This window comes from Paenibacillus silvestris, assembly GCF_009882985.1.
Classification (GTDB): Bacteria; Bacillota; Bacilli; order Paenibacillales; family NBRC-103111; genus Paenibacillus_E; species Paenibacillus_E silvestris.
This window is the reverse complement of sequence record NZ_WTUZ01000022.1, coordinates 174,460-200,617: the sequence shown is the minus strand read 5'-3', so window position 1 is coordinate 200,617 and position 26,158 is coordinate 174,460. Positions and strand designations below refer to the sequence as shown.

The 26,158-nt window shown below is 46.6% G+C and carries 16 protein-coding genes; 3 read left to right on the top strand and 13 right to left on the bottom strand.

Going from position 1 to position 26,158, the window contains the following annotated elements; all coding sequences use genetic code 11:
• Positions 1 to 110 precede the first annotated feature (110 nt).
• Positions 111 to 692, top strand: coding sequence for a VanZ family protein (locus GQF01_RS21405; protein ID WP_161408729.1), 582 nt, complete (start codon positions 111 to 113; stop codon positions 690 to 692).
• 393 nt (positions 693 to 1,085) lie between these two features.
• Here GQF01_RS21405 and sdaAA read toward each other — a convergent pair whose 3' ends face one another.
• The 4 genes from sdaAA to GQF01_RS21385 all read right to left on the bottom strand — a co-directional run bounded on the left by sdaAA (position 1,086) and on the right by GQF01_RS21385 (position 6,092).
• A complete protein-coding gene (gene sdaAA, locus GQF01_RS21400) occupies positions 1,086 to 1,970 on the bottom strand; it encodes an L-serine ammonia-lyase, iron-sulfur-dependent, subunit alpha (protein WP_161408728.1) in 885 nt (294 codons plus the stop codon).
• 1 nt (position 1,971) lies between these two features.
• On the bottom strand, positions 1,972 to 2,649 hold the full coding sequence (sdaAB, locus tag GQF01_RS21395; RefSeq protein WP_161409878.1) for an L-serine ammonia-lyase, iron-sulfur-dependent subunit beta: 678 nt from the start codon (positions 2,647 to 2,649) through the stop codon (positions 1,972 to 1,974).
• Positions 2,650 to 2,856: 207 nt separating this feature from the next.
• A complete protein-coding gene (locus GQF01_RS21390) occupies positions 2,857 to 3,699 on the bottom strand; it encodes an ABC transporter ATP-binding protein (protein ID WP_161408727.1) in 843 nt (280 codons plus the stop codon).
• A 383-nt stretch (positions 3,700 to 4,082) separates the two neighbouring features.
• Positions 4,083 to 6,092 (bottom strand): helix-turn-helix transcriptional regulator, encoded by a 2,010-nt coding sequence (locus tag GQF01_RS21385; RefSeq protein ID WP_161408726.1) that lies wholly within the window; start codon positions 6,090 to 6,092, stop codon positions 4,083 to 4,085.
• Between the two features lie 180 nt (positions 6,093 to 6,272).
• On the opposite strand from GQF01_RS21385, the gene GQF01_RS21380 reads away from it, so the two are divergent.
• Positions 6,273 to 7,730, top strand: a complete 1,458-nt coding sequence (locus GQF01_RS21380; RefSeq protein WP_161408725.1) for an S-layer homology domain-containing protein — start codon at positions 6,273 to 6,275, stop codon at positions 7,728 to 7,730.
• A gap of 399 nt (positions 7,731 to 8,129) precedes the next feature.
• On the opposite strand, the gene GQF01_RS21375 is transcribed toward GQF01_RS21380, so the two are convergent.
• The 7 genes from GQF01_RS21375 to GQF01_RS21345 all read right to left on the bottom strand — a co-directional run bounded on the left by GQF01_RS21375 (position 8,130) and on the right by GQF01_RS21345 (position 17,489).
• Positions 8,130 to 8,753, bottom strand: a complete 624-nt coding sequence (locus tag GQF01_RS21375) for an SGNH/GDSL hydrolase family protein (RefSeq protein WP_161408724.1) — start codon at positions 8,751 to 8,753, stop codon at positions 8,130 to 8,132.
• Between the two features lie 84 nt (positions 8,754 to 8,837).
• A complete protein-coding gene (locus GQF01_RS21370; protein WP_161408723.1) occupies positions 8,838 to 10,391 on the bottom strand; it encodes an extracellular solute-binding protein in 1,554 nt (517 codons plus the stop codon).
• 76 nt (positions 10,392 to 10,467) lie between these two features.
• On the bottom strand, positions 10,468 to 11,343 hold the full coding sequence (locus GQF01_RS21365; protein WP_161408722.1) for a carbohydrate ABC transporter permease: 876 nt from the start codon (positions 11,341 to 11,343) through the stop codon (positions 10,468 to 10,470).
• 15 nt (positions 11,344 to 11,358) lie between these two features.
• Positions 11,359 to 12,324: an ABC transporter permease gene (locus GQF01_RS21360; RefSeq protein ID WP_161408721.1), complete on the bottom strand. Its 966-nt coding sequence runs from the start codon at positions 12,322 to 12,324 to the stop codon at positions 11,359 to 11,361.
• A gap of 163 nt (positions 12,325 to 12,487) precedes the next feature.
• Complete coding sequence (locus tag GQF01_RS21355; RefSeq protein WP_161408720.1) at positions 12,488 to 14,314, bottom strand: cache domain-containing sensor histidine kinase; 1,827 nt, start codon at positions 14,312 to 14,314, stop codon at positions 12,488 to 12,490.
• Between the two features lie 15 nt (positions 14,315 to 14,329).
• Entirely contained in the window at positions 14,330 to 15,946 is a 1,617-nt protein-coding gene (locus GQF01_RS21350; RefSeq protein WP_161408719.1) for a response regulator, read from the bottom strand.
• A gap of 139 nt (positions 15,947 to 16,085) precedes the next feature.
• Positions 16,086 to 17,489, bottom strand: coding sequence for an FAD-dependent oxidoreductase (locus GQF01_RS21345; protein WP_202556580.1), 1,404 nt, complete (start codon positions 17,487 to 17,489; stop codon positions 16,086 to 16,088).
• 141 nt (positions 17,490 to 17,630) lie between these two features.
• Between GQF01_RS21345 and GQF01_RS36665 the strand changes: the two genes are divergently transcribed.
• Positions 17,631 to 18,695 (top strand): LacI family DNA-binding transcriptional regulator, encoded by a 1,065-nt coding sequence (locus tag GQF01_RS36665; RefSeq protein WP_161408718.1) that lies wholly within the window; start codon positions 17,631 to 17,633, stop codon positions 18,693 to 18,695.
• Positions 18,696 to 18,947: 252 nt separating this feature from the next.
• On the opposite strand, the gene GQF01_RS21335 is transcribed toward GQF01_RS36665, so the two are convergent.
• Both GQF01_RS21335 and GQF01_RS21330 read right to left on the bottom strand, forming a co-directional pair.
• Complete coding sequence (locus GQF01_RS21335; RefSeq protein ID WP_161408717.1) at positions 18,948 to 25,493, bottom strand: cadherin-like beta sandwich domain-containing protein; 6,546 nt, start codon at positions 25,491 to 25,493, stop codon at positions 18,948 to 18,950.
• Between the two features lie 186 nt (positions 25,494 to 25,679).
• Positions 25,680 to 26,156, bottom strand: coding sequence for an NUDIX domain-containing protein (locus GQF01_RS21330; RefSeq protein ID WP_161409876.1), 477 nt, complete (start codon positions 26,154 to 26,156; stop codon positions 25,680 to 25,682).
• Positions 26,157 to 26,158: the final 2 nt, after the last annotated feature.

Here is a 26,158-nt window from a genome sequence, read left to right as displayed (position 1 = left end):
TTGCAAGGAATATGAAGATCCTCAATGCTGATTTTACTACAAAATACAGAGGGAGAACTCCCCCTCTGTATTTTGTATATTCTATACTTTTTAATAAGGTGGAGAGTATATTGTTAAACTTTGCAGCTATTGCAATAATTCTTGTACCATTATATTTTGTATTATTATTTATCAATTACAAAAAAAGGAAAACCTTCATAGAACACATGATATTTACAACTTTTTATATCTATATCTGTTTAGTGATCAAAGTAACTTTGTTCCAAATTCCAATAGATAGTCTATTGTTAAATAGCTTGCGCTTGAATGGTGGATATCCATTTAATTTGATACCGTTAAAGAGTATTATTAGTTCTTACTCTGATGGTCCCAGTCAATTTTTAATGCAAGTTGGCGGTAATATCTTAATGTTTGTCCCCACCGGAACTTATATTCCATTGCTCTCAAAAAAGATGAGTAGCTTCACTAAATCAATAATTTTAGCAATTCTAATATCGATTATGATTGAATTAACACAAGGTGTAATTTCATTAATAATTGGATTTGGTTATCGATCAGTTGATGTAGACGATATTATTTTGAATACAATTGGCGCTACCAATGGTTATATATTTTTAAAAATAATGATTTTACCATTTTTACTGAAGAATCCTTGGTTAATGAATAAAGAACAAACCACATCTGTCAATTAATTTATATAAATGCTTTCCAATTCGGAAGGCATTTATTATTCTATTTCATGGTATGCTTAGTCGAAATCAGTCGCAAACGTTAATATTACGACCAAGACTAGATAATATTCTAGTAAAAATATTGATCTATCAACCACCTCTTAATAAATATTTTGTTCGACAGACCTTAGAATCAACGGGCATATCCTACTCCACTCTCTTTTACAAATATTGTTTAATTCTGGAGTCGGTGGGTTGCTTTCAAATCCACCAAGAGCCCTTAACAAATTAACCCTCCTAAAGATCAATATAATTCGAAGTCAATGGTAAGATAAATGAGAGGTATTCCATTAGGAATACCTCTTTGATCTCTGTAAACAGCACTCAATGAAACTGCCCCTGCGGACTTTACTTCTATCGCTTCTTGCCCAAATTGAGCTCTTTCATAATTTGCCGGCCTGTTGGCGTCTGGGCCAAGCCGCCCTTGGCGGTTTCCCGATGCTTCTCGGGCATCGCTGTGCCCACCTCGTACATCACCTGCACGACTTCGTCGGACGGGATGACGGAACGGACACCCGCCAGCGCCATGTCGGCAGCTGCCATCGCATTCACTGCGCCGAAGCCGTTGCGGACGATGCAGGGAATTTCGACCAGTCCGCCGACCGGGTCGCAAATGAGCCCTAGCGTGTTCTTCAGCGCTAGTCCAACCGCATGCATCGCCTGCTCAGGCGTACCGCCGCGAAGCTCAACCAGCGCTCCCGCGGCCATCCCGATCGCGGAGCCCACTTCAGCCTGGCAGCCGCCTTCCGCGCCAGAAACAAAAGAGTTGTTCGCGATTACATAACCAATCGCGCCCGCACTAAGCAATCCCCGTACCATGTGATCATCATCCCAGCCGAACCGCTGCTGGCTGCTGATGAATACACCGGGGATAATCCCGCAAGAGCCAGCCGTTGGCGTAGCAATAATGCGTCCCATGGAAGCATTAACTTCGGACACGGCTAACGCGTACGCCATTGCCTTGCAAGCTTCCTCACCAAGGGAAGCTTCTGTCGCTAACATATAGCTGGCAACACGCTGAGCGTCCTTGCCTGTCAGTCCGCTGCGGGAGGTTGTATCTTCCGTTAGCCCCTTTGCCACCGCTTCTTTCATGATCTGATAATAAGCCCGCATTTTTTCAAAAACATATTCCGGTGTCTTGCCCGATTCTTGACTTTGATCTGCCAGCATGACTTCCGCAATTGTCATTCCTTCTACGGCACATACCTCGGAGAGTTGTTTTAATGTTCGGAATCTCATGTTATTCGCCTCTTTCTGCGAGATCCACTCTTTTTATATCAAATATCATACTTAAGGAGCTAAGCTCCTCAATCAGGGCATCCGGAACGGAAACGTCAGTTTCAATGACGGTCATGGCCTCGCGGTCTCTGCCCTTCCGATCCAGATCCATGAACCCGATATTAATTTGGTTGCGTCCGAGCAAAGTGGTAATGTCTGCGATCATCCCCGGACGATCGTGATGAGAAATAATTAGCGTAGGGTAAACCGCGGTAAATTTCACATCGAACTGATTCACATTCACAATTTCAACATTGCCGCCACCGATGGATGCCCCGATCATGCTCACTTCTTTGGTCCCAGAGGAAATCGTAAATTTGACTGTATTCGGATGATCCGCTTTATCCTTACTCGTGAGGAAGGCAATCTCCACGCCGCGGGCTTCCGCCTCTTCGGCTGCCTCTGGAATCCGCGGATCATCCGTTTCAAAATCGAGCAAGCCGCCTATAAGCGCCAAGTCGGTACCATGCCCCCGGTATGTATCCGCAAAAGAGCCGTACAAGGTAATTTCAGCTTTTGTTGGCTGCTCGCCGAGCAGTTGCCTGACAACACGTCCTAAACGGACGGCTCCCGCTGTATGGGAGCTGGATGGACCTATCATGGAAGGTCCGATGATGGAAAACACATCTTTAAATCGCATCATGCAGTTCTCCAATCCTTAGAGGTTCTAGCTATATACTTCTATTGTATGAAGCGCATCTGCGAATGACAAGGTCTAATATCTTGTCCTTATTCTCCCAAAATGTACCGGTCTCATTCTACTGTGGCCCCAATTGTACGGAACAACAAAAAAGCCCCTATCCACGCTATAAGCGTAAATAGAGACTTTAGTTACTTATGTAGAAGCTTAAACGACCATAGCAGCGTTCGCTAGGTTGCTGGAGGCTTGCTCCTGCTCATTAACCTTCCTGCCCTTGCCAAAAGGAATGCATAGCGGAGTGCCGAATAACGGATCTTGAATGATTTGGCAGTCCATATTAAACACGGTACGAATTGTATCCTCGGTAATAATATCTTCCGGCGTCCCTTGGATAGCGATCTTCTTATCGTGAATAGCCACAATGTGGTGAGCATAGCGACAAGCCAGATTAATATCATGCAGAACCATGACGATGCTGCGCTGCTGGGAAACATTCAATTCAAATAACAGATCAAGCACTTCTACTTGGTGTGACATATCCAGATACGTGGTAGGCTCGTCGAGTAAAATCGTTTCTGTTCCCTGTGCCAACGTCATGGCAATCCAAGCGCGTTGTCTTTGTCCACCTGATAAGGAATCGACCGTACGATCCGCATATTGCTGCATATTCGTAGCCTTCAGCGCTTTCGATACCATCTCTTCATCTTCTGCGGACCACTGCTGCAGCCAGCTCTGGTAGGGATATCTCCCTTGTTTGACAAGTTGGAGAACCGTTAATCCTTCTGGAGCAACGGGACCTTGTGGCAAAATGGACAAACGCTTCGCAATTTCCTTCGTCGGAAGCTTGGCGATGGCTTGCCCATCAAGCAAGATGCTGCCATTGGTAGGCTTCAGCAACCTGGCCAATGAACGAAGTAACGTTGATTTACCGCAGCCGTTGCTGCCGATAAACACGGTGATTTTCCCTTTCGGGATCGCAATATCCAAATTTTCATAGATACTGTTCTCTCCATAAGTTAACGTTAACTGCTGAGCCTCGATGGCGTGCATCGGTCATCAATCCTTCCTTGGCTATATAATCAAACGAAAGCGTCAATATTCGTCTTTGTATGTGAGGTAAGTAGAATCCAAACTTTATTTATTTTAGTTTATAGTTGATGAAAACCATTGTCAATGATTTTGAGAATCATTTTCAATAAAAATCATTATGCAAGCACCAATTTAATCCATTTCGTGAATAAGAGGGTCATCCGCTTGGCTGCAAATCCTGTTTTTTTGCACAAAAAACGGACTTCCCCAGATCATTAGGATCATCTGAGAAAGCCCGCATATCTGAGTCCACCCGACTTAACTGTGCAGCTCGATGCGCCTTTTAATGCGTAAAGCCGAGGGGAACTATGGTCTTCTATTCTTGCAAAGTCATTCCGTCCACATTATACCGTGGCTTTGCGGCTGCGGATCAGCTTTTCTACCGCTTGTGTGCGGTTCTTCACTTCAAGCTTGTGAAAAATCGCCGTAAGGTGTTTCTTGATCGTAATCTCGCTTAAATAAAGCTGCTTGGCAATTTCGGCGTTCGTCATGCCTTGGACTAGCAAATCAGTGATTTTGCGCTGTATGTCTGTTAGCTGTATGGATGGTTGATCTGCCATCGGTTCATTCTCAATGAACTCCTCCATCCCGAGCTTCAGCATCATTTTCCGCAGATACGCTTGCAATTTATGCCCTCTCGTATCCGTTGTGAAGGTATGCGTCGGCGTAACCTGATCATAGTCGTAGTGGACGACTGACGACATTTCGCACCCTAGACGGTGATGGATTTCTGTAGAAAACGGAATCGGAGGCGGCGATCCGGCAACGAAACCGCCAGTAAGCAGCAGTGTGATGAAGTAATGTCCCGTGTCCGCCAATAAGCTCACATCGTCGTAGCTCACTACATCAATGGTTTGTATGTAGTATCCGACAGGAATCTCCGTCGCTATAGCAAATTCATCCAGTTGTTCCTGGGACAAACTGCGAAAATAGGCCGACGAAAGCGGCTTGTTTAGCAGGTAGTCAATCGTTGAGCCTTTGATTGGAATGACAGCTGTTAAGCCGACAACTTCCCCTTGCGGCTTGCGCAGCAGCCGGACGGTGCCTGGTTCCAGCTCGGCAAGCTCACGCAAATGCACATGCTTGAGATTGAATAAATTTTGCTCGCGAGTAATTACGAACTCCCCGGTTTGATTCGTGGTGCTGTCGACATAAGGAATTCGGTACTCTTGGGCCGTTTCGTAGCGCCGCTTCATGTAACGCTCGGCATCCGCGAAATTCGCCTCGTCCAGCGTCTCAAAGTAATTGACAGCGGCGTCTTGATTGAAGAACTGCCGAATAAGCTCGTCCCCGAAATAGTGGAAGAAATCACTGGCTTCAAGTGAAATATCGTAGTTCTTCCCAATACTACGAATGGTTCGATGATAATAGTACATCAGGCATTTTCGCCTCAAACCCGCATAATAGTCAGGCGACCTTGCACTCAGCTCTTGGCTGAAGGCCGAGCGAACCAAATCATGAAGCAGCCACCCCCGCTTCACTCTTCTGACAAATGACAATTCAGTAAGTTGCTGAAATTGCTCCACAGTCACCGGCTCTTCTAACACATGAGCAAGTGTCTCCTGATTAAAGTGCTTTAACACGGAAGCCGCCTCCACCATTTTGCGCAGGGCTGGCTGAGGGACCTCTTTTAACCATTGCTTCGTAATTAAAGGCAGCACTTCAATTTCCTGCAGGTGAATAAGTTCTCGTATGGAGGAGGTTTGAGCTGTTAAAGAGAGCGTTAGCGGATGCCCCTTGGTTTGGTTCCAAATCCAGTAAACCGTCTTTTCATCAAGGATCGATAGGTTATGTAAGTAGGCTTTCACGTCTGTAAACGACAGATCTGAGAGCGGCATCTGCATCGTACTCTGTCGCCATGTAGCGGACAGTTTCCATGCGCCCTGCAGCGCATAACGGCCTGAAATCACCATACAAATAGAAGGATGCAGCTCTTTGATGAAATGCTCCCGAAGCCAGTGGTCAAGCTCACCCATCTCTTCGTAAGTATCGAAGGTTAAGAGTAATCTACTCTCTTTTGCTGCTTGATTAAGAAGTTCTATGCTTTCTATGGTGGAAATAGGTTTGTCAGGTGCGGAGATGGTTTTGCCGATCAGCCGCTCTACCAAGTGAACGATATGATGGCATAAAGAGGAGGGGTTGTGTACGATATCACGGCTATCCAGCGAAATCATTAGAACATCTTGTTTAGCGGCGATTTGCCGAAACTCATCGAGCAGAAAGCTTTTGCCAATACCGCCTGTGCCGTATATATTCAACAATCTAATACCTTGGTGAGTCCTTTGCAAAAATTCATTAAACATCTGTAATTCCCGCTGTCTGCCCACGACCGATCTGCTGTTGATTTCCGCCATCGCTATCCACCCATTTGACGTTAGGATTTTTATACGAAGGTATCATACCAAAATATACCATAGGATAGTAGTGCCAATCTTCCTATTGATATATCGTTAGTACACGGAGGCAAGAGAGAAACATCTGTTCATATCGCATATAAAGCTAGAAAATAATGAACAATTAGTGGAGGAGAGCACATGTCTATGCGTCTTAAGCAAAAGATGATTTCCTTATTGACCGTCTTTATTTTGGCTTTCTGTTTCGTACTGCCAACTCCGCGCGCTCATGCGCAGGTCCAAATGCAATATTTCTTCATTGGGGGCAATGATCCTTATTTAATCGCTGGCGCAGACGTCCCAGTATCCTTTAGTGATGACAGAGCCATAGGAACCAATGTAGCTTCCTTCGAAATGTTTTATTCGACCGACAATATTAACTGGCATAATGTATTGGAGCTGAAAACCATGCCGGTTAGCGCTTCATTCCACCTACCGATCGATCCTTCCATCACCTCAGTGACGATTCGCGTTAAGGTGCATTATGTCCCCATCCTGGGCTCTGACACTTATTTGGAGCGGACTGAAGGGCCTTTCAAGGTCATGCAGCCGGGGGAAACCAGCGATTTCCAAGCTTCCGCCAATGATGACGGCTCGGTGACACTTACCTGGAACGATAACTCCAACATGGAATCTTCCTACGTGATCAAACGCGATGGTCCGGATGGCACCAAATATTTTAATGTGCAAAATAGAGCAGGTGATTTCGGGCCCCTGGCAACCGTCGATAAAGCGACGAATAAAAATAAGAATACGTTATATGCCTATACCGTAACGCCGGTTATTGATCAGTATACGCTGCCGGACAATGTCATACCTGGGGTGGAGACGGTCTTCATTTGGAACAAAGCCCCTCGTGACGGTCTAGTTATTGTAGATAAAATTAATCCTGTCGTTCAAATCCCTGTTCTCGTTGGTAAAAACAAAGTGATTACCAAGGTTCCCGTCATCGATCTTAAGCCCGCCGTAGGCGTGAAGATCCCCGATGGACTCGGGCCGATCATCAAAGGCGGCACGCAAGGAGATGCCGGTCAGCCGAGCATTGAGGCCTTACTCGAAGAGGCAGTCAAAGGCTCAAGCGACTGGGCCAAAGCTGATCTCAAGCTGGCCATTGCTGCATCGCTCACGACACCGTCGGTGCTTGGCAACTATCAGCAGCCGATCACTCGGGAGCAGTTCGCCGGCATCGCCGTGAAGCTTTACGAAGCGCTCAGCAGCAAACCAGCAGCTGCGGCTTCGCCGAATCCATTCACGGATACGGTGAACGTCGACGTGCTGAAGGCGTTCCAGCTGGGCATTGTCACGGGCGTATCCGCGACCAGCTTCTCGCCGGACGCGAGCATTTCACGGCAAGAGCTGTGCGTCATGCTGATGCGTGCTGTGAAGGCGGCGAAGCCTGCCGCCACGCTGAACATCAGCAGCTTCGGCGGCCTTGCCGACAGCGACTTCATCGCGCCGTGGGCGCTTGATGCGGTCCGGTTCGCCGTCAACCACGCCATCATGAATGGCGTTGGCGGAGGGCGCATTGACCCGCTTGGGAGCACGACGCGCGAGCAGGCGATCCTTCTCGTCAAGCGGACGTTTGACGCTTATAAATAGGGGCCGGGATTGGGCTCACCTATTCGGCATTAAGTGCGAGTAATTCACTTATGCGCCTCAGCGGCTGAAATAGCTGGAAAAAATACCGTTAATCCACTCTGCTCGGTAGCAGGGAACGGAATAACGGTAGTTGCTCCAGCTAATCGTGGGTGGTAGGACGAAATCCGCCCGATACGGCGAGATTAGCGGGAGAAAATCCAGCTACTTGGCGAAAAGTGGTACATTTGTGGAAAATAGCAGGAGGAATCGGCGTTAAGTGCAAGTATTCACCGCTAAACAGTTACGCGGTTTCCAGCCAGATCCCCATTTCTACGGGCACCACGGCGTCCACCCAAAAAGTGCCTGAGGAAACAATCCCTCAGGCACTTCTATTGTCTCCAGCGCTCATACCAGCCAGCGCTAAATACGCTCAAGAAAAGGAATCGCCATAGCGGCAATTCGTTTAAATCCCTCTTGATTCGGATGCAGCCGATCACTGCTCAGAAAGCCCAGCGTGAAGCGATTGAAGCCACTCTCCGCGTACAAGTTCAGCACAGGAAGCGCGTACTCGACGCCAATCGCCTGAATAACCTCGACATAGTCTGCCAAGCGATGGCCCTTCACATTCACAGAATCAATGTCGAAACCGTCTTTATCCCTTTGCAGCGGTGTCCACAAATTAAGGCGGCAAGCCGGATTTTTGCTTAGAATATCCTCCACCAAGGTAACATATGCTCCATAAAATGTATGAATATCCCGCTCTTCCTTGCTTCCAATCGGTTTATCCAGCCGAAAATCATTCGTTCCCGCAAAGATGGTCACACAATCGTACACGGGCTCCATCTGCCTGCCGACATGCACGGTCGCCCCGTAATCGCGGTCTCCTCCCGCTGTGAGCGGGCATCCGCTTTTGCCTTCATTCAGAATGGCGGAAAACCCTAACGCTGCACCTACCAATGGTTGATAACCACCTGCAGCAGATATGCTGTCCCCTAGCGTGCACCAGCTTTTTCCCTGCCATTTGGGCTGATTCTTGAATTTCATTTGGCTTCCTCCATGATCCGCATAAAAGAAGAGAACATGCAGCAAGTGAATGCAGGGCACGTTCTCTTCTGGGCTCAGCTTTGTTTATTTTTTGGCCGTCGCATACCAATCATTGACTTCTTTGTAGCTGGCATCTCCGCCGGACGATTTGAATTTCGCTTGGAAAGCCTCAATTCCGCTAATAGGCTCCGCCCCGAAAATCAGCTTCGTCGTGTAGTCTCCCACCATCGTGTTCAATTGTTGGAAATTTTTCGAGAACTCAGGCAAGTACGGAGCAAGGCCTAATGGATCTTTGATTCTTGTACTCTCTGGTTCAATCGTGTTCATGAAGTTCCAAGCATCGAATAAACGCATATCTTTACGAACACGTGCCTGCCAGTAAGTTGGATAGTTTTTATCATCAGTACCCATCAAGAAATTGTTCGCTTGGTTGCGCTCATCCGTAAAAATCGGTTGAATTGGCGTATAAGCGCCGTCTTTGAATGTGTAATGCTTACCTTCTTGGCCAATCGCCATTTCTTTAAATGTTGCAGGCTCCAGCTTCGCATTCATCCATTTGATAGCATCTTCCGCATGTTTAGACGCTTTAGGAATGAAGGTAATGCGGTCAAAACCTGTCGCAGCGCTCAAACCGACTTTTCCGTCTTTGCCTTTCAGCGCAGGGATATAATTCGCTTTCGCGTTAGGATTATTTTTCACAAGAGCATCGTTAATCACAGGAACATCAGCCCAGTGTATCATGATCATTCCCGCTCTACCGCTTGTAAATTTCTCTTTGGCCGTAGCATCTTTGTTAGCAGCAAACTCCTTATCAAGCAGCCCTTGTTTGAAAAGATCACTCGCAAATGTCACATAATCTTTGAAAGCAGGGTCCAGAACGCGTGGCGTCAGCTTGCCGTTCACATCGTTCCAGAAAAGCGGCATACCGAAAGCACCAGCGATGTTATTAATGAACATTGCCTCACTTTTAATCGTTAATGGTATGTTTTTATCGCCGTTTCCTCCGGGATCTTTCTCTTTAAACGCTTTCAAAACAGCAACCAACTCATCCAATGTTGTCGGGGCTTTCATGCCTACTTTGTCGAGCCAGTCCTGTCTCACATACAAGCTCTCACCTGCGAACGAAATCGTTTTGGTTGGAATCGCATATAATTTACCGTCTACTTTAGCGGCTTCCAGCACGGCTGGATCAACGGATGCTTTAATGTTCGGTCCGAATTTATCAATGAGAGGTCCCAGGTCTGTCAACGCGCCTTTTTTCGCATAATCGGCAAATAATGCCTTGAAATCTGTCGTTCCTCCTGTTGTAACAGCATCATAAGGTTCGCCGGAAGCAATGAGAATGTTTAGCTTGTCTGCCGCTTTATCCTGAGGGAGCATATCATATTGCACTTTGTAGCCTGTTTTCTCTTCTAGGAATTTCGCAACCGGGTACGTGTTATAGTCGTCCTTCTGCCAAATTTGAAGCGATTTCAATTCTGGCTTTGGTCCAGCTGTCGTTGCTGCTGGCGCTGCACTTGCCGGAGCTGTGTTGCTGCCTGCTGGCGTATTGCTTTTGGAAGAACAAGCGACAAGTGAAGTAACCGATAAGCTTGCTGCGAGCGTTAAAAGCATGACTTTATTGTATCTTTTTAACATGTGCAAACCTCCCTAGTAATTGTATATACTATATCATTAAACCCTTGACGCTAGCATCATGGGCATTAATGCTCTTTCACCCTTTGACAGAGCCGATCAGAACGCCTTTGACAAAATGCTTTTGCAAATAAGGATACACGAGCAGCATCGGAATAATGGAAGCGATAACCGTTGCCGCACGAATGCCTTCCGGTGAAACGTTCATCATGTCGTCTACGCTTTTGTTCACGGCATTAGAGCTGTCCGCATCCATCACAATATCGCGCAAGTACAGCTGCAGGGGCTTCAAACCTGCGTCGTTGATGTAGAGCATCGGATGGAAATAATCATTCCAGAAATATACGGCATAGAAAAGTGCGATCGTTGCGATAACAGGAACACTGAGCGGAATAATGATTCTGAAAAGAATCGTGAAGTTGCGGGCTCCGTCCATTTTGGCCGACTCTTCTAAAGCTTCTGGCAAAGATTCATAATAACTTTTGATCACCAGCATGTTAAAGACACTGATCAGGGCCGGCAGCATGATGGACCAAAGGCTATTAATCAGATGAAGCTGCTTCATCAGCAAGTAGTTCGGTATGATACCACCATTGAACATCATCGTGAAAATGAACAGCAGCATAATGAAGGAAATGCCTGGCAGGTGCCTTTTAGACAATGGATAGGCTGTTAAAGCTGTGATCAGAATCGCCAGAAAGGTACCCACAATCGTAATCAGCAGTGAAATCCCAATCGAATGTAGAAACTGGCTGGAGGACACGACATATTTCATCGTATCGAGCTGAAAGCCAATGGGAATAATACCTACTTTGCCGGAAACTACGGCTGATTCATCACTTATGGCTTTGGATAAAATATTAGCCAACGGCAGCAAAGTAGCTGATCCGCATAGTAGTAATACGAGATAAATGAAGAAATCCAGCGACCAATCGCCAATCGTTTTCTTGTGCATGTTTGTTTACGCCTCCTACCAGATGCTGCGCTTGATTAGCTTTTTGCTCAGTTCGTTGCCGGCTACGATCAGGATGAACCCAACAACGGAGTTGAACAGGCCGACCGCTGTACTAAAGCTATAGTCCTGCTGGCCGAGACCTTGCCGGTACACGAAAGTGCCGATGACATCGCCAGATGAATAAACAACCGAATTGTACATGGTCAAAATTTGCTCCGTACCCGCCTCAAGCAAGTACCCCAAGCGTAAAATCAAGATCAAAATGATGGTTGGCACAATGCCAGGCAGCGTAATGTAAAGCATTTGTCGGATACGGCCCGCACCATCAATAGAAGCTGCTTCATACTGCTCTTGCTCAATTCCTGCGATTGCTGCGATGAAGATGATGGCGTTCCATCCAGACTCCTTCCAACCTGCTGTAAATACAACGACACTTCGGAAAAACTGGTTGTCCAGGAAAAAGGATATCGGCTCGCCCCCGAACCACTGAATCACATTGTTCACCAGACCGCCTGTTGGGGACAGAATGTTAATGAACAACCCCGAGATGATGACCCATGATAAGAAATGCGGGAGGAAAATAATGGTCTGAATCGTCTTTTTGAAAAAGACTTTGCGTACCTCATTTAGGAAAAGCGCGATGATGATCGGTATTGGGAAAAGCAGCACAATCTTGTACAAGCTGATCAGCAGCGTGTTGATGAAAACCTGATAAAACTCTTCCGAATGAATCAGCTTCTCGAATTGATCGAGCCCTACCCATTTACTCCCGGTAAACCCGTCGAAGATGTTGAAGTCCTGAAAGGCAATTACAATGCCGTACATCGGCGCATATTTGAACAGCAACAAAAAGATCAGTCCGGGCACAAGTAGCAAATACATATCATAATTGCTCAGGATCAGCTTCAAACGGCCACTACCTTTGGTTATTGGCTTGGCGTGAGCTGTTTGCAGCTCTATCTCTGCTCGTGTTGTACGCATGAATGGCTCACCTCCGTGTTCTTATAGAACAATTATATCGGTGGGCACAAATGAAATGTAGATGGTAATATTTCTGTTTCTGGTGCAATCTTATGGTTTTTGAGGAAATGTAGTGGGAGACCCAGAGCGGTTACACCTCGCCGCCCACCTAAAAAAGCCGCCCCTAAGAGGCGACTTCTTTATAAGCGATGCGCACCGTGACGGTCGTTCCCTCCCCCAGCGTGGAGTGAATGCCAAGCCCATAGTGATCACCAGCGAACAGTTTGATCCTTTCGTTAACGTTGTACAGTCCGTACGAGCTTCCGGAACCGTCCGATTTCATCGAAGGACGAGGTTTCGTCAGCAAGCTCTGCACAAGCTCTTCATCCATGCCGATGCCATCGTCCGTAACAGAAAGTATCAGAACTCCGTCCTCTTTCTTCGCTCCGATGAGGATGGTGCCAGTCTTGCCCTTGGATTTGCGAATCCCATGCAGAAGTGCATTCTCGACAATCGGTTGCAGTGTCAGCTTGGGCATCTCCAAGTCATCGAGTCCATCATCGATGTCGAAGTGGACATCAAAGCTCTTAGGGAACCGGCTTTGCTGGATTTCCAAATAAACTTTAGCCAAATTGAGTTCATCGGTCACACTGACCAGGTCTCTGCCTTTGTTGAGACTAAGCCTGAAATATTTGGCCAAACCATTAATCATATTCGAAATTTCTGGCGCATTATGACCAATGGCGATCCAATTAATCGTATCCAGTGTGTTGTACAAGAAATGCGGATTAATCTGCGCTTGTAAGGCGCGAAGCTGTGCTTCCCGCTCCTGCACTTTGGATTGATAGGTCTCCTCCATCAAACCATGGACTCTGTGGATGAGGTGATCCACACTATTTTCAAGCAGCTTAAAGTCGCCGCCAGTGTTAAATGTACGGTCATCCAGACTTTCAATGCCGCCTCGTTTAATCGTCCTGATGACTGTTTGAATGCGCCGATTCATGTTGCGAACGATCATGGCCAGAAGGATAAACACAAGCAGAAGAAACAAAATAGTCACCGTCGAAATCGTCGCTACCCCAGAAAACTGGTTCAAAGCTACAGCCCGCGAGCTGATCTCCGATTGCGGCACTTCGGCAACAAGCTTCCATCCTGTAGAGGCCACCTTCGTATAGATGGCAAAACGCGGATTTTTATCATCGAGCAGACGAACGACGCCTTCATCATGCTGAGCAATCGAAGTCATCGGCTCGCTTTCTATCATTTTTTGACCCAGCAACGACTTATCTTTATGCGATATGATCTGGCCGTCGTCCGCAATCAAATAAATATTGCCCTCTTTGGTCAACTTAATTTGATTCAAAATGTCGGTAATCGTTTTCTCAGCTACATCAATTAGCAGTACACCGGAAATTTGATCGAAATCATGCAAATCTCTAAGCATACGGGCAGCAGAGAAAATATAGGCCGGACCGCTATCGATAAATGATTCCAAATATGCGCCCGACCATACGATAGCGCCCCCTGAATTCATCACCTTTTCATACCAAGGCCAGCTCTCTAGACTTTCCTGTGTAAAAAAGTTAATCCGCTCGCTCGTAAACAAGCGATCTCCATTCACGAACAAACGAACCCGAAATACATTGGTATTCGTCTCTGCACTATCTACCAAAAAGCGCAGCTCCTTCAGAGATTCCAGCTGCTGATCGATCGTGGCTGTCCGATTCAAATATTCCGCCAATTTCGGATTCATAAATAAGGTATTGGATGTATCTCGGACCGAATCGAATTGAAAATCCAGGTTGATGCTCGCTTGCTTAAGCGTTTGCAGCATCGTGTTCGTTACTTCCTCTTCTAAGATGTGCGAGGACCTCTGGGTATGCACGACAAGCAAAACAGCCGCAGGAATGAGGATAAACAGCACATAACCTAGCAGCCAATACTTTGCAGCCATCACACCGTTTGCGAGCAGCAGCACATAATTCCAACCATTAACAAGCAGCCGTTTCATCGATTGGCACCCTCTTTATATCATCTGGTCACGGTATGCGCTTGGCGTAAGTCCGACGTATTTCTTGAACAACTTGCTGAAATAACTGGGGTCCGAATAACCTACCAGAAAACAAACCTCATAAAATTTATTGCGGGGATCACTCAGCAGCTCCTTCGCTTTCTCAATTCTCACCTTGGTCAGAAACTCATTAATCGTCTCACCTGTCTCCTGCTTGAACAGCAAGCACATATAGGTGGATGACAAATAGACCTCTTTGGCAATATCCCCAATCTGCAAATTCTCGGCATAACGCTGTTCGATCAAGGTATGAATGCGTTCAATGACATTTTTCGGCTTCCCTTTGCGCTTCTCCTCAATACTTTCACAAACCTGTAGAAGGTGCTCTTCCACAATTTGACGCAAATCTGCCATCCGTTCTTGTTTAAAAATGCGTTCCCACAAGTCTCGTTCCTTCTTCTCCATGTCGGGTCCGAGCATATTCAGCTCTTGCAAAAGCCGGCTTGTCAGCAAAATTAATTGCAAGCTCACGTTTCGTCCGTTCGAGAATCCTAACCTGCGGTTCTGAGAAAGCGGAATGAACACCTCATCCAACTCGGCATGCAGCGCTGTTTTATCCGATGATTTGACCACTGATATAATACGTTCTCCCTGCGCAGCATCAAAACGGTACACGCTTTCATTATCATGTTCCAAATGGTCAATGGAAATGATGCGATTTTTCCCCAAATACCAACGGTGATCTGCAGCCTCTTGTGCCTGATTATACGATTGCGGTAAAGCAGCCAACTCAGAAATTCGCTCACCTACGCCAATGGTAACACTTATTTTCAGCCACTTAAGCAAACTATCCCTAATGTCTTCAGCAACAGCGAGCAGCATCTCCTCCTGGTTATCCTCTTCGCCCATTCTCAGAATGCCCACATATTCGCCATTGCGATTCTCAAAAGCATAACCCTGCATATATTTCCCGATAATTTCCTGGATAATATTCAAAATAGAGTAAGATAACAGCTGCTGATCCCTCTCCGTGCGTGTCGCTACAACCTGATCACTATCATCAATCTTCACAACAATCGTCCAATAAACCGCTTCGCTAGGCAGTACGAGCCCCAGAAAGTCAAGCCGATCCTTGATTCTGCCTGGGTGCGGAATGCCATCCCGAATTAATGACATCAGGAACTTTTCACGCAGCAAAGGCATGCTTTGGGTTAGTTTTACCTGCATATCAACGATATAAGTCCGTTCTTGCTCCGCTTCTTTTAGTTCACTTACGACCCGCTCGACAACAGCTGCCAGTTCCAACCGATCGACAGGTTTAAATATATAATCCACCGCATTAACCTTGAGGGCTGATTTCAAATAATCAGCATCGTCATGACCGCTCACAAACACGATTTTCATGGTCGGAAAACGTGCTTTAATTGCATGTGAGAGACGAATCCCATCCATCTGCGGCATGCGAACATCCGTTAGAACAATATCCGGTTTGAGGCTCTCAATCACTTCCAGACCCACGTCCCCATCATCAGCTTCGCCAACAACCTCAATGCCATATTTATCCCATTCAAAATAGGACATTAATCCATGCCTCACAGTAGGTTCATCATCTACGATTACGAGTCGAAACATGTCGAATGCACCTCCCTTATCCTATTCTTCTAGTATACTTGCTAGTCTGCGTGTTCGAAATAGACGGTGATCAAAAAAAATCGCCCCCTGCTGCCAAAGGCAGGCCTGGGACGATCTTCTAGACCATCTTCTCTTCGAATTAATTGCTTTCCTCGTCGTATTCAATGTGACCGGAGGCGACAGTAACTGCTTCTACTTTGCCAGGATTTTCGCCCAGCCATGCCCCCTGCTCGACCAACTTGCGCTGAAGCTCTGGAATGTTCACCTCACGGAAACCGGCGCCTGTCACACTCGCCATTGCCGCAGCCGTACCAGCCGCTTGCCCCATAGCAAAGCAGTTCGGCATTACGCGCAGCGAACCTTGAACAGGACGGTCCGACGAAACAGAGCGACCAGCGACGATAAGGTTGGATTTACCCTGTGGCAGCATACAGCGGTATGGAACACCATGCGATTTCCCTTTAGGCAAATGTTTGATCACCATGGTACTGCTGGCATTGGCAAGATGAATATCGATAAAGTACGCATTACGCGCAATATCATCTTCGAACGTCCTCATGGAGATAAAATCATCCACAACAAGCGTGTAGTCACCTGCTATACGGCGCGTTTCTCTAATACCAATTTGATCGCCAGAGTGCACCAGATGGATATTTTCGAACCCTGGCACATATTTGCGCAGGAATTTAATTTGTACATCAATCAGCTTGCGCCCTTCAATAGCCGCATACGTCAAATCTTCCGCGCTCGTACCATCTATGCCGAAAATATGACCAAAATTAAATCCAGCAATAGCATCTGTAATCCATGCGATACCAGACACGCGTTTGCGGCCTTCTGGGAGATCTCCGTTTTGTTGGGCCTCCACAATCGTTTTGTCGAGCTGCTTGGATTGCCCCGAGTCCTGGCAGAACTGATCAAAACGCGCTTTATCTGCTCCCGTCACGAGATAGCACATCGTTCCTGGCTGAAGCTCGCCATTTTCGCCGCCTGTCTGGAACGGTACTCCGGCTAATGCCGCCAAATCCGCGTCCCCACTTGCATCAATGTACAACTTAGCTTGAACGACAGAGCGTCCAGATTTATTGCTGATCACCAGACCACTAATGCGGTCGCCTTCAAGCAGCACTTGGTCCGCAACGGTGTGGAACAAAATTTTGGCACCGCTTTCCAAAACTTGCTGATCATACACACGTTTCAGCGTTTCAACATCGATTGGCACCCAGTCCAGTTGTTCCTTGAAACGCTCATGGAATGCGTCTCCTGCTTCCCGCTTCATCTCGTTAAGAAGGTCCAGACCAATCCCACGAATGATGGGCTTCTCGCCATCTGAGTATGGGCAAAATGCAGGTACCAAGGCAGCCGTCCCCATACCGCCCAGATAACCTCGCTGCTCAATCAGCAGTGTGTCTGCGCCATTGCGTGCCGCTGCCATGGCAGCGGCAACACCTGTTGCCCCGCCTCCAACAACGACGACGTCTGGGGTATAGGAAATCGGAAGTTCAGATGAAACTGTCATGGTTTGTGTCGTAGGTTTAGCCATTTGTTCTACCTCCACATGATCTAATACCTTCATTATAGTCCGGCCTGAAAGTGAAACTAGTTTAATTTTAGTTTAATCAAAAAAGCGATCATGGTACGATAGAAACCAAGATGCAACATGCTAACTACGAGGTGGAATCACGTGCCTATACGAAAAGACGTAACTCAAAAAACAATCGCCAAAGAGCTTGGGCTAACCGTACAAACCGTCTCCAAAGCTTTGAAAGGCAAGCCCGGCATGTCCGAAACGACCCGTCAGCTCATTCTCGAAACGATGGAGCAGCGAGGATATTTCACCAAGGATCAAATTCGCAGCCTGCGCGCTGAGCACATTTCTCCTTACCCTGTGGAAAAAATGAGATTTCTGCTTGCTCAAACGGAAGCATCCTTAAACTATCATGCGCGTTTAATTGGCGGCTTGCAGGATCGCTTCGCCTCTTTCGGCCATCACATCGAAGTCTGTATGCTGCCGACCTCCATCCGCAGCAGTGAGATGTCTGGCTGGTTGGAAGAGCGTGGCATTGCCTACACCGACGGCATCTTCATCGCTCCCAGCCTGACGCCCAAATCTTGGGAGGATGAGCTCCTCAAGCTGCCGATCCCCAAGATTCTGCTGAGCTATCCACCGCTCGGCACCAAAGTAGACAGCGTCATCTGGGACATCTATGAAGCGACTTTCCAAGCCGTTGCCTACCTGCGGTCCATCGGGCACGTCCATATCATGTATGTTGGCGATACGCATCAACAACGTGGGTTTATACTGCGTTGGCAGGCGTTCCAGCATGCCATGAATGAATTTGAGGCGGCCATCGATCCCCGCCTGCATTCCATTGATGCGCGGAATACGAATCCGCATTGGCTGGAAGACCTGCGCGCCAAGCTGCTTCGCCACGCGCCCACTGCCTTGATCTGCGGCGTCGATGGCGAGGTCCCGGCGGTGTATCAGCTCTGCACCGAGCTGGGGCTGCGCATTCCCGAGGACATCTCCCTCATCGGTATGCTCAATGAGCAGCCCGCTTCCCTGCCGGAGTTCACCCGGCCGCTCCTGTCCGTTCGCGAGACCGGCTACCGGGCGGCTGATCGCATGCTCTGGCGTATCGCGAATCCTACGCTGCCGTGTGAGCATATTCGCATCCAGGGGGAGCTGTGGATTGGTGGGACGACGGCTGAAAATTTGAAGCCTTCCAATGCACAGCTCCCTCAATAAATTTTACATGGAAATAATACGGTTAATTTGTTCAAACGGGCTAATTATATGGAATTAGATGGAAATATCCCTGCTATTCTCCTGGTTTTTTTATAAATAGGGTAGCTTTGGTCGAATTAGCTGGAGGAATTCCTTCTATTCCATCCCCCCTCTCTTAGCGCCATTTTTAACAGTAGAAAATGCAGTTATTTCTCCTTTGAGCTCTGTTGAAAAAAAAACCCAGCCAATTAGGCTGGGTTCCTTCAGTTCTTGCTACTTGTTCTTTTGTTCCAACGCTTTTAACAGAACCACGACAGATTCAGCTCTAGTTGCGTTAGCTTGCGGAGCAAACGTATTCTTGTCTCTGCCTTGCACAATACCCGCTTGCTTCACGAAAGCAACGCTGTCTTTGGCCCATGCCGGAATATTCCCGTCATCCGAGAAGCCAGTAGCGGCACCAGCAGTAGTCGATGCTCCCATTGCGTTTGCGATAATCACGGCCATTTCGGCACGTGTTATTTGTGCATCTGGACGGAAACTGCCGTCCTCATAACCATGAATGATGCCTGCTTTGACTGCTTTTGCGATAGCTTGTTGTGCCCAAGCTCCGATTTTGCCATTGTCTGTGAAGGTAAGTTGCGCACCTTCGCCTTGCAGTTTCCATGCATTCATGAGCATAACCGCGAATTCAGCGCGAGTTACGGTTGAATCCGGCTTAAACGTGCCATCCGGATATCCGCTTACGATGCCTCCGTTAACCGCATTTTTGATGCTAACCTCTGCCCAATGTCCTGCCGTATCACGGAAAGCAGGGTCACCAGATGGCTCCTTCGTTGGTTCGGATGGTCCGACAGCGAATACCGCAAATTTCGTAAAGTGATTCACCGATACCGTAATCCGATCTCCATTTACAGTACCCCCAGCGACTTCCACCCATTTCTTCTGAACTTCGTCAAAGTAGAAGACAGCTGGTCTTTGATCCTTTTGTACAGCTGATGGGTTAAAAGCAAAGCTTAATGTGACCGGTTTACTGAAGTTCTCCGAGAAGTTTTTCAAAATCTCAAAGATTGGACTAAGGAGAACGTCTTTAGCCGAAATCAAATTTTGAGTGTTCACTAATTTTTCAATCGATAATTTCAGTTCTTTCATCGCTGCTCCCGGAGGAATGGAAATGGTAATTGAATCACCTAGACTAACTTCTCCTGATTGACCTACAAGAAGCGTTAATTGACCGTTTGTTCCAGTCACAAAGGAAGGCGTAGCTGGTGATGGACTTCCATCATCATCATTATCCTGAGAAGCGCGATTCACGTTAATTGTATAAATCTTCGATGTCCCGTCCTGCGCTGTCACGATGATCGTGATCGTATTGGCCCCGACAGTTAAATTGATCATTCCACTAGCTTGACCATTCAAGACTTGTGTCCCGTTTATGGTCATTGTCGAATGACTATCAGCCGTACTGCCAGTTACCGTAAGACTCGATGTCCCGTTTGCAACATTGGCGGTATAACTCGTTTGTCCGGAAACAAATGCCGGCGTCAACGCTCCGCTCGAAAGCGTCAAACTGCTCAAGTCCGCGTTGTCACTTATACGTTCAATCGTTAGGCTGTACGTATTATTTGTCGTACCGTCTTGTGCAGTTACTACGATGTTAATCGTATTAGAGCCAACGTTTAAATTTGAAACACTGTAGATATAAACATTGCCTGTTACAGTTGCATAAGTTGCACCCGTTACAGTAATTGTTTCACTAGGTTCAGCTTTTTCTAATTTCATATTGAGACTTGAAACTGTATTAGATACTTCCACTTGATATTGAAGTTGTGAAGCTGAGAAATTCGGTGTTAGCGTCCCTTGATCGACCTTCAAGTCTGTAAGAAGCGCGTTGTTGCTAATTCTCGTTACATCGATCGTGTACGTTTTCGTCGTTTGATTAACGGCAGTCACCACAACTTCAATACGATTTACGCCAACATTAAGCGCAACATCCGCACTTGCATGACCGCTTACTACCGTTTGGCCTTTTACAGTTACACTCGCACCGGCATCTGCCGTCGTTGGCGTAATCGTTATGCTCTCGACGTTGTTTGCTACGCTTAACGTGTAGCTTTTCGTATCAGCTGCAAAAGTCTCATTCAAGGTTCCACTACTAACAACCAAAGCACTCAAATCAGCATTTGAACTTAGTTCGCGAGTAACTTTGACTGTTAAAGGTACTGATGAATTGCCAATGGCATCCGTTGCAACGATCTCAATATCATTGTCACCCATAGCTAGCTTCGACAAGTCAATTGGAAGAATCGCTCTACCGCCTACTGCCGTTACATCCGTTCCGGATTGCAGGACATTCGTGCTTCCGACTTTCGCCGTTACCGTAGCGCCCGTTTCCGTATCAACGATAATGTTGAAGTTATCCGTTTGTGATGTGTTATTTTTGTCGGCTGTTCCGTCTTCGACAGGCACTGCTGGCGGTGCCGTGTCCTTGGTTACAGCTACTGTCAATGTGCCTGAAGCCGTTCCCATACCATCTGTCGCAACAATTTCAATGTTGTTTACGCCTTCTGTAAGGTGTGAGAGATCAATGCCAAGCGTTGCTTTGTCATTTACAGCTGTCACACTCGTTCCTGATTCTAGAACATTAGTGCCGCCTACTTTTGCTGTCACCGCTGCTCCTGATTCTGCATTTACGATGATGTTGAAGTTTACTTTCTGGGTCGTACCCGCTTTGTTTGCTGTTCCATCTTCCGTAGGATCAGTTGGCGCAGTCGTGTCTATAGTTACAGCAACTTTCAAAACACTTGAAGCATTGCCTATAGCATCTGTTGCGACAACATCGATCTCATTAGATCCTTCAGCTAGCTTTGTAAAATCAATAGGTAACGTTGCTTTGCCACCGACAGCTTTTACACTTGCCCCTGACTGTAAGACGTTCACGCCTCCCACTTTCGCTGTCACTTCTGAGCCCACTTCTGCATTTACGAAAATGTTAAAGTTCGCGTTCTGAGTTGTTCCTGCTTTGTTTGCCGTGCCGTCTTCCGTTGGAGCATCCGGTGGACTTGTGTCCTTATTTACAGTAATCGTCAAGGGAATGGATGTGTTGCCAACGGCATCTGTCACCACGATTACGATACTGTTCGGTCCTTCTACCAACTTTGTTAGATCAATCGGCAGCAAGGCTTTATTATTCGCCGCTGTTACTTCCGAAACAGACTGCAGCACATTCGTGCTTCCTATTTTCGCTGTCACCGTTGTCCCGTTTTCAGCGGTTACGATGATGTTGAAATTGGTTTTCTGCGTCGTGTTTGCTTTGTCTGCTGATCCGTCTTCGACCGGTACAGCCGGCGGTGACGTATCCTTGGTTACAGGTACTGTCAATGTGCCGGAGGCATTACCCATACCATCTGTTGCAACAATCTCAATATTGTTTACGTCTTCTGTGAGGAGTGAGAGATCAATAGGCAATGTTGCTTTACCATTTGTACCTGTCACACTCGATTGCAGAACACTGGTGCCGCCTACTTTCGCCGTCACCGCTGCCCCTGATTCGGCATTTACGATGATGTTGAAGTTTGCGTTCTGGCTCGTACCCGCCTTGTTTGCTGTTCCATCTTCCGTAGGATCAGCTGGCGCAGTCGTGTCTATAGCTACAGCAACTTTCAAAGGATTTGAAGCATTGCCTATAGCATCTGTTGCGATAACATCGATCTCATTAGAACCTTCAGCTAGCTTTCTAAAATTAATAGGCAACGTTGCTTTGCCACCAACAGCCTTTACACTTTCTCCTGACTCTAGGACGTTCACACCTGCCACTTTCGCGGTCACTTCTGAACCCACTTCAGCGTTTACGATAATACTGAAGTTCGTGTTCTGAGTCGTTCCGGCTTTGTTGGCCGTGCCGTCTTCCGTTGGATCATCTGGAGATTTCGTATCCTTATTGACAGTAATCGTCAAGGTAGCGGACGTGTTGCCAACTTCATCTGTCGCCACGATTCCGATACTGTTCGGTCCTTCTACCAACTTTGTTAGATCAATCGGCAGCAAGGCTTTATTATTCGCCGCCGTTACTTCCGAAACAGACTGCAGCACATTCGTGCTTCCTATTTTCGCTGTCACCGTTGTCCCGTTTTCTGCGGTTACGATGATGTTGAAATTGGTGTTCTGGGTCGTGTTTGTTTTGTCTGCTGATCCGTCTTCGATAGGTTTGATCGGCGCTGTCGTATCTTTCGTGACGACTACCGTCAGTGGTACTGATGCGTTTCCTGCTACGTCAGTCACAATAATGACAATGTCATTGTCAATATCATTGTCATTGCTGTCTTCAGCAAGCTTCGCTAGATCAATCGGAAGCGTTGCTTTCCCATTAGCTGCTTTTATGGCAGTTCCAACTAGCAGCACATTCGTACCGCCAATCTTTGCTGTCACAGTAGCATCATTTTCGGCATTGACGACAATACTGAAATTCGCATTCTGAGTTGTCCCTGCTTTATTAGCCGTTCCGTCTTCCGTTGCTGCAGAAGGTGCAGTTATGTCCTTCGTGAACGGTACTATTAATTCTTCAGACAAACGGTCAGTTCCAGTAAAAGCAATCACAATATTGTAGTTGCCTTCTGCTAGATTTGAGATGTCAATGGGAAGTGTTGCATTCCCGTTAGAATCCGCAGGTACACTTGTTACTGACTCTAGAACATTCTGAGTTCCTACTGTCGCTGTCACTACTGCTCCATTTAATGCTTTCACATCGATGTTGAAGTTTGCATTTTGAAAAGTTCCCGCTTTGTTAGCCGTTCCGTCCTCAACTGGAGCTTTTACAACCTCTACACTATTCGAAGCGGCTGATTGCTGCCCATCCTTGTAGTTAACCGTATTTCCTTTTGCCTTTACTTTAAAAGTGTAACTCCCCGCGCCTGCTGAACGCATAACGGTAAGGAAATCTGCACTTAGAGTACCGGCGCTCGTCAGAACTGCGCTGCCCCAGACTGATCCATTGCGGTACAGCTGTACTTCATAGCCTGCTGCGCCTATCACTGGATTCCAAGTGGCGACTCCAGCATTCGACAGTTTCACGTTTGTTGCCTTATCTAGTGCATCGGAAGTGTTTTTTACATTCACAACCAGCGTCTGCAATGCTCCATTACTCGAATGAAAAGTAAACGTCTGCCATCCTTCAGCCAGTTGAGACAAAAACTCTTTTTTCAGTGTTACAACACTACCGGACACAGCAAAATCAGTACCTAGCGTCAAAACCGTACCCTTGTTGCTGACACTGATGCTCTTCAGTGTGTTGATCAGCGTTACCGGAATATCCGCCTGCTGTATAATATTGATGTTAAAGAAAGCTGCGGACGAAACCGCAGTAGAAGCAACTGCATGCCAACTATCCCCATTATCTGTCGACTCCAGATAAGTATCATAATCTCCAACGGCATAGAATTTTCCATTTGTATAGGAAACGAACTGCAAACCGTGGTAATCAATCAAATCGTCTCTAACTGGTGTCCAAGTCGCTCCATTCATTGACTTATAAATGGTACCGATTTCGTCAACTGCAATGAATACCCCATTGCCATAGGTGACCGAAGTGAGTTTGTAATCCGAAATTGCGGTGGGATTTACTGTCCAATTCATGCCATCGTTTGAAGTGACTACCGTTCCCGAATTACCAACAGCAACATACTTGCTATTAACATAAACAATGGAAGTCAACGCAGGAACCAAGTTCAAATTAACCTTGGACCAATTAATGCCGTCAGTTGACCCTTTAATGAAGCCATCATTCCCATTGCGCCCAACGGCAAGATAGTGAGTTCCATCATAGATCACATTGGCAAATGATCCCCCATACGGATATTGCCAATTCGTTCCATCAGTTGAAACCACAATACCGTCATTACCAAGCTGCATATATACGCCATTTGCATAGAAGGCATTTTGAGCTGTCATGGTGGATCCTTTGGCTTGCTGTTGAAAACTAGTACCATCCGTCGATGTAAAAATACCGCCATAAGATGACCCATCATAGCCAAACAAGTAATATTTGGAGTTATCGTATAAGCCTCCAAATATTTGACTCGACGTGTTGCCGGCTGCTCTGAATGGACTAGACCAGTTAATTCCATCAACGGATGTATAACTTGATCCCAAAGCATCATTAGCATAAAAACGATTATTTAGGCTCAGCACAGAATTGATAAAAAATGAACCCTGAAGCTTCGTATGCTTAGACCAAGTACTTCCATCTGTAGACGTATGTACATTACCGCCGGAATCGCCAATAACAATCGCAGTGTTGCTGACAGCTATAGAGGTCAGATTATTGTTGCCCACTCCGTTCGGCATCGACGACCATACAATACCATCCGAAGAAATAATCACCTTGCCACCAGTTGTAACCGCGAAGAACTTGTTGACGTTGTTCATCCCGGCATAAGCAACTCTATCAATTCTGGTTGATATCGTAGAATCGCGCTGCGTCCATGTATTTCCGTCAGGCGACGTCATTACCGTCCCTTGATCCCCGACAGCAACGAATTGACCGCTTCCGTAAGCAACACCGGTATACGTGATGTCAAGACGCGATTTATCCGCGGCTATTTGCCAATCGACCCCATTGCTAGACTTCAAAATTTTGCCGTAGTAGCCCACTGCGACATACACGCCATTTCCAAAAACTGCGCCTGTAATAGGCTCATTAGGAATTACGCTGTGCTGATCACCTGGCTGCTGACTTGCGGCCATTGTCTTTTGCCCTAACATCGTTCCAAAAACGAGCAAGAAACAAATGAACATTATACCTACTCTTTGTAGATTTCTTATCAAACTATCCCTCCTCAACAATCTCGCAAATAAAAAGCGATCCTAGTAAAGCTTATCATACGGAATTTTATTTTCACATAATAAATTGATTAAATACATCGCTATTTTTAACAAATTGCATATATTGTCGAATATTATTCTAAATTAAAAAAACCGAGCATTGGTATGCATCGGCGGGTTGTATTCCTATTAGTTTATCGCAAGCTTGTACTCCTCAACTAGTTCAATATTCCTATTCCGATCCCGAGCGTAATCCTTAATAAGATGCTTGATATTCGGATAGAGTACAATGCTGTCCAGCTCAGACAATGAAACCCATCTGACACCTACTTGATTCATATCGGGATTCGCCGGGAGAGTCGGCTGGGAACCTTCTTTTATCTTGCAATCGAACATCAAGCTTAAACCATGCGGTGAATTACTTTCGTAAGTTGTAATCAAATGCGGGGCATGCTCGGAAACAAAAGCAAGCGGCCCAACTTCTACATCCACAGCTGCTTCTTCCCAGGCCTCCCGCTTCACAGCTTCTATGACCGATTCCCCTGACTCAACGCCACCTGCGGGAAGATTGTAATGAATCCCGTCTTCGTCTTCAAACTCAACAAGCAGAACAGCCTCATTTTCGATAATAAGCGCACACGCTCTTACCCGAATTGGATAAGTCAATC

Excerpts from the sequence above, each read along its gene's own strand:
- sdaAA (WP_161408728.1), bottom strand. The coding sequence starts at position 1,970 with ATGAGATTCCGAACATTAAAACAACTCTCCGAGGTATGTGCCGTAGAA.
- sdaAB (WP_161409878.1), bottom strand. The coding sequence starts at position 2,649 with ATGCGATTTAAAGATGTGTTTTCCATCATCGGACCTTCCATGATAGGT.
- GQF01_RS21390 (WP_161408727.1), bottom strand. The coding sequence starts at position 3,699 with ATGCACGCCATCGAGGCTCAGCAGTTAACGTTAACTTATGGAGAGAAC.
- GQF01_RS21385 (WP_161408726.1), bottom strand. The coding sequence starts at position 6,092 with ATGGCGGAAATCAACAGCAGATCGGTCGTGGGCAGACAGCGGGAATTA.
- GQF01_RS21380 (WP_161408725.1), top strand. The coding sequence starts at position 6,273 with ATGTCTATGCGTCTTAAGCAAAAGATGATTTCCTTATTGACCGTCTTT.
- GQF01_RS21375 (WP_161408724.1), bottom strand. The coding sequence starts at position 8,753 with ATGAAATTCAAGAATCAGCCCAAATGGCAGGGAAAAAGCTGGTGCACG.
- GQF01_RS21370 (WP_161408723.1), bottom strand. The coding sequence starts at position 10,391 with ATGTTAAAAAGATACAATAAAGTCATGCTTTTAACGCTCGCAGCAAGC.
- GQF01_RS21365 (WP_161408722.1), bottom strand. The coding sequence starts at position 11,343 with ATGCACAAGAAAACGATTGGCGATTGGTCGCTGGATTTCTTCATTTAT.
- GQF01_RS21360 (WP_161408721.1), bottom strand. The coding sequence starts at position 12,324 with ATGCGTACAACACGAGCAGAGATAGAGCTGCAAACAGCTCACGCCAAG.
- GQF01_RS21355 (WP_161408720.1), bottom strand. The coding sequence starts at position 14,314 with ATGAAACGGCTGCTTGTTAATGGTTGGAATTATGTGCTGCTGCTCGCA.
- GQF01_RS21350 (WP_161408719.1), bottom strand. The coding sequence starts at position 15,946 with ATGTTTCGACTCGTAATCGTAGATGATGAACCTACTGTGAGGCATGGA.
- GQF01_RS21345 (WP_202556580.1), bottom strand. The coding sequence starts at position 17,489 with ATGGCTAAACCTACGACACAAACCATGACAGTTTCATCTGAACTTCCG.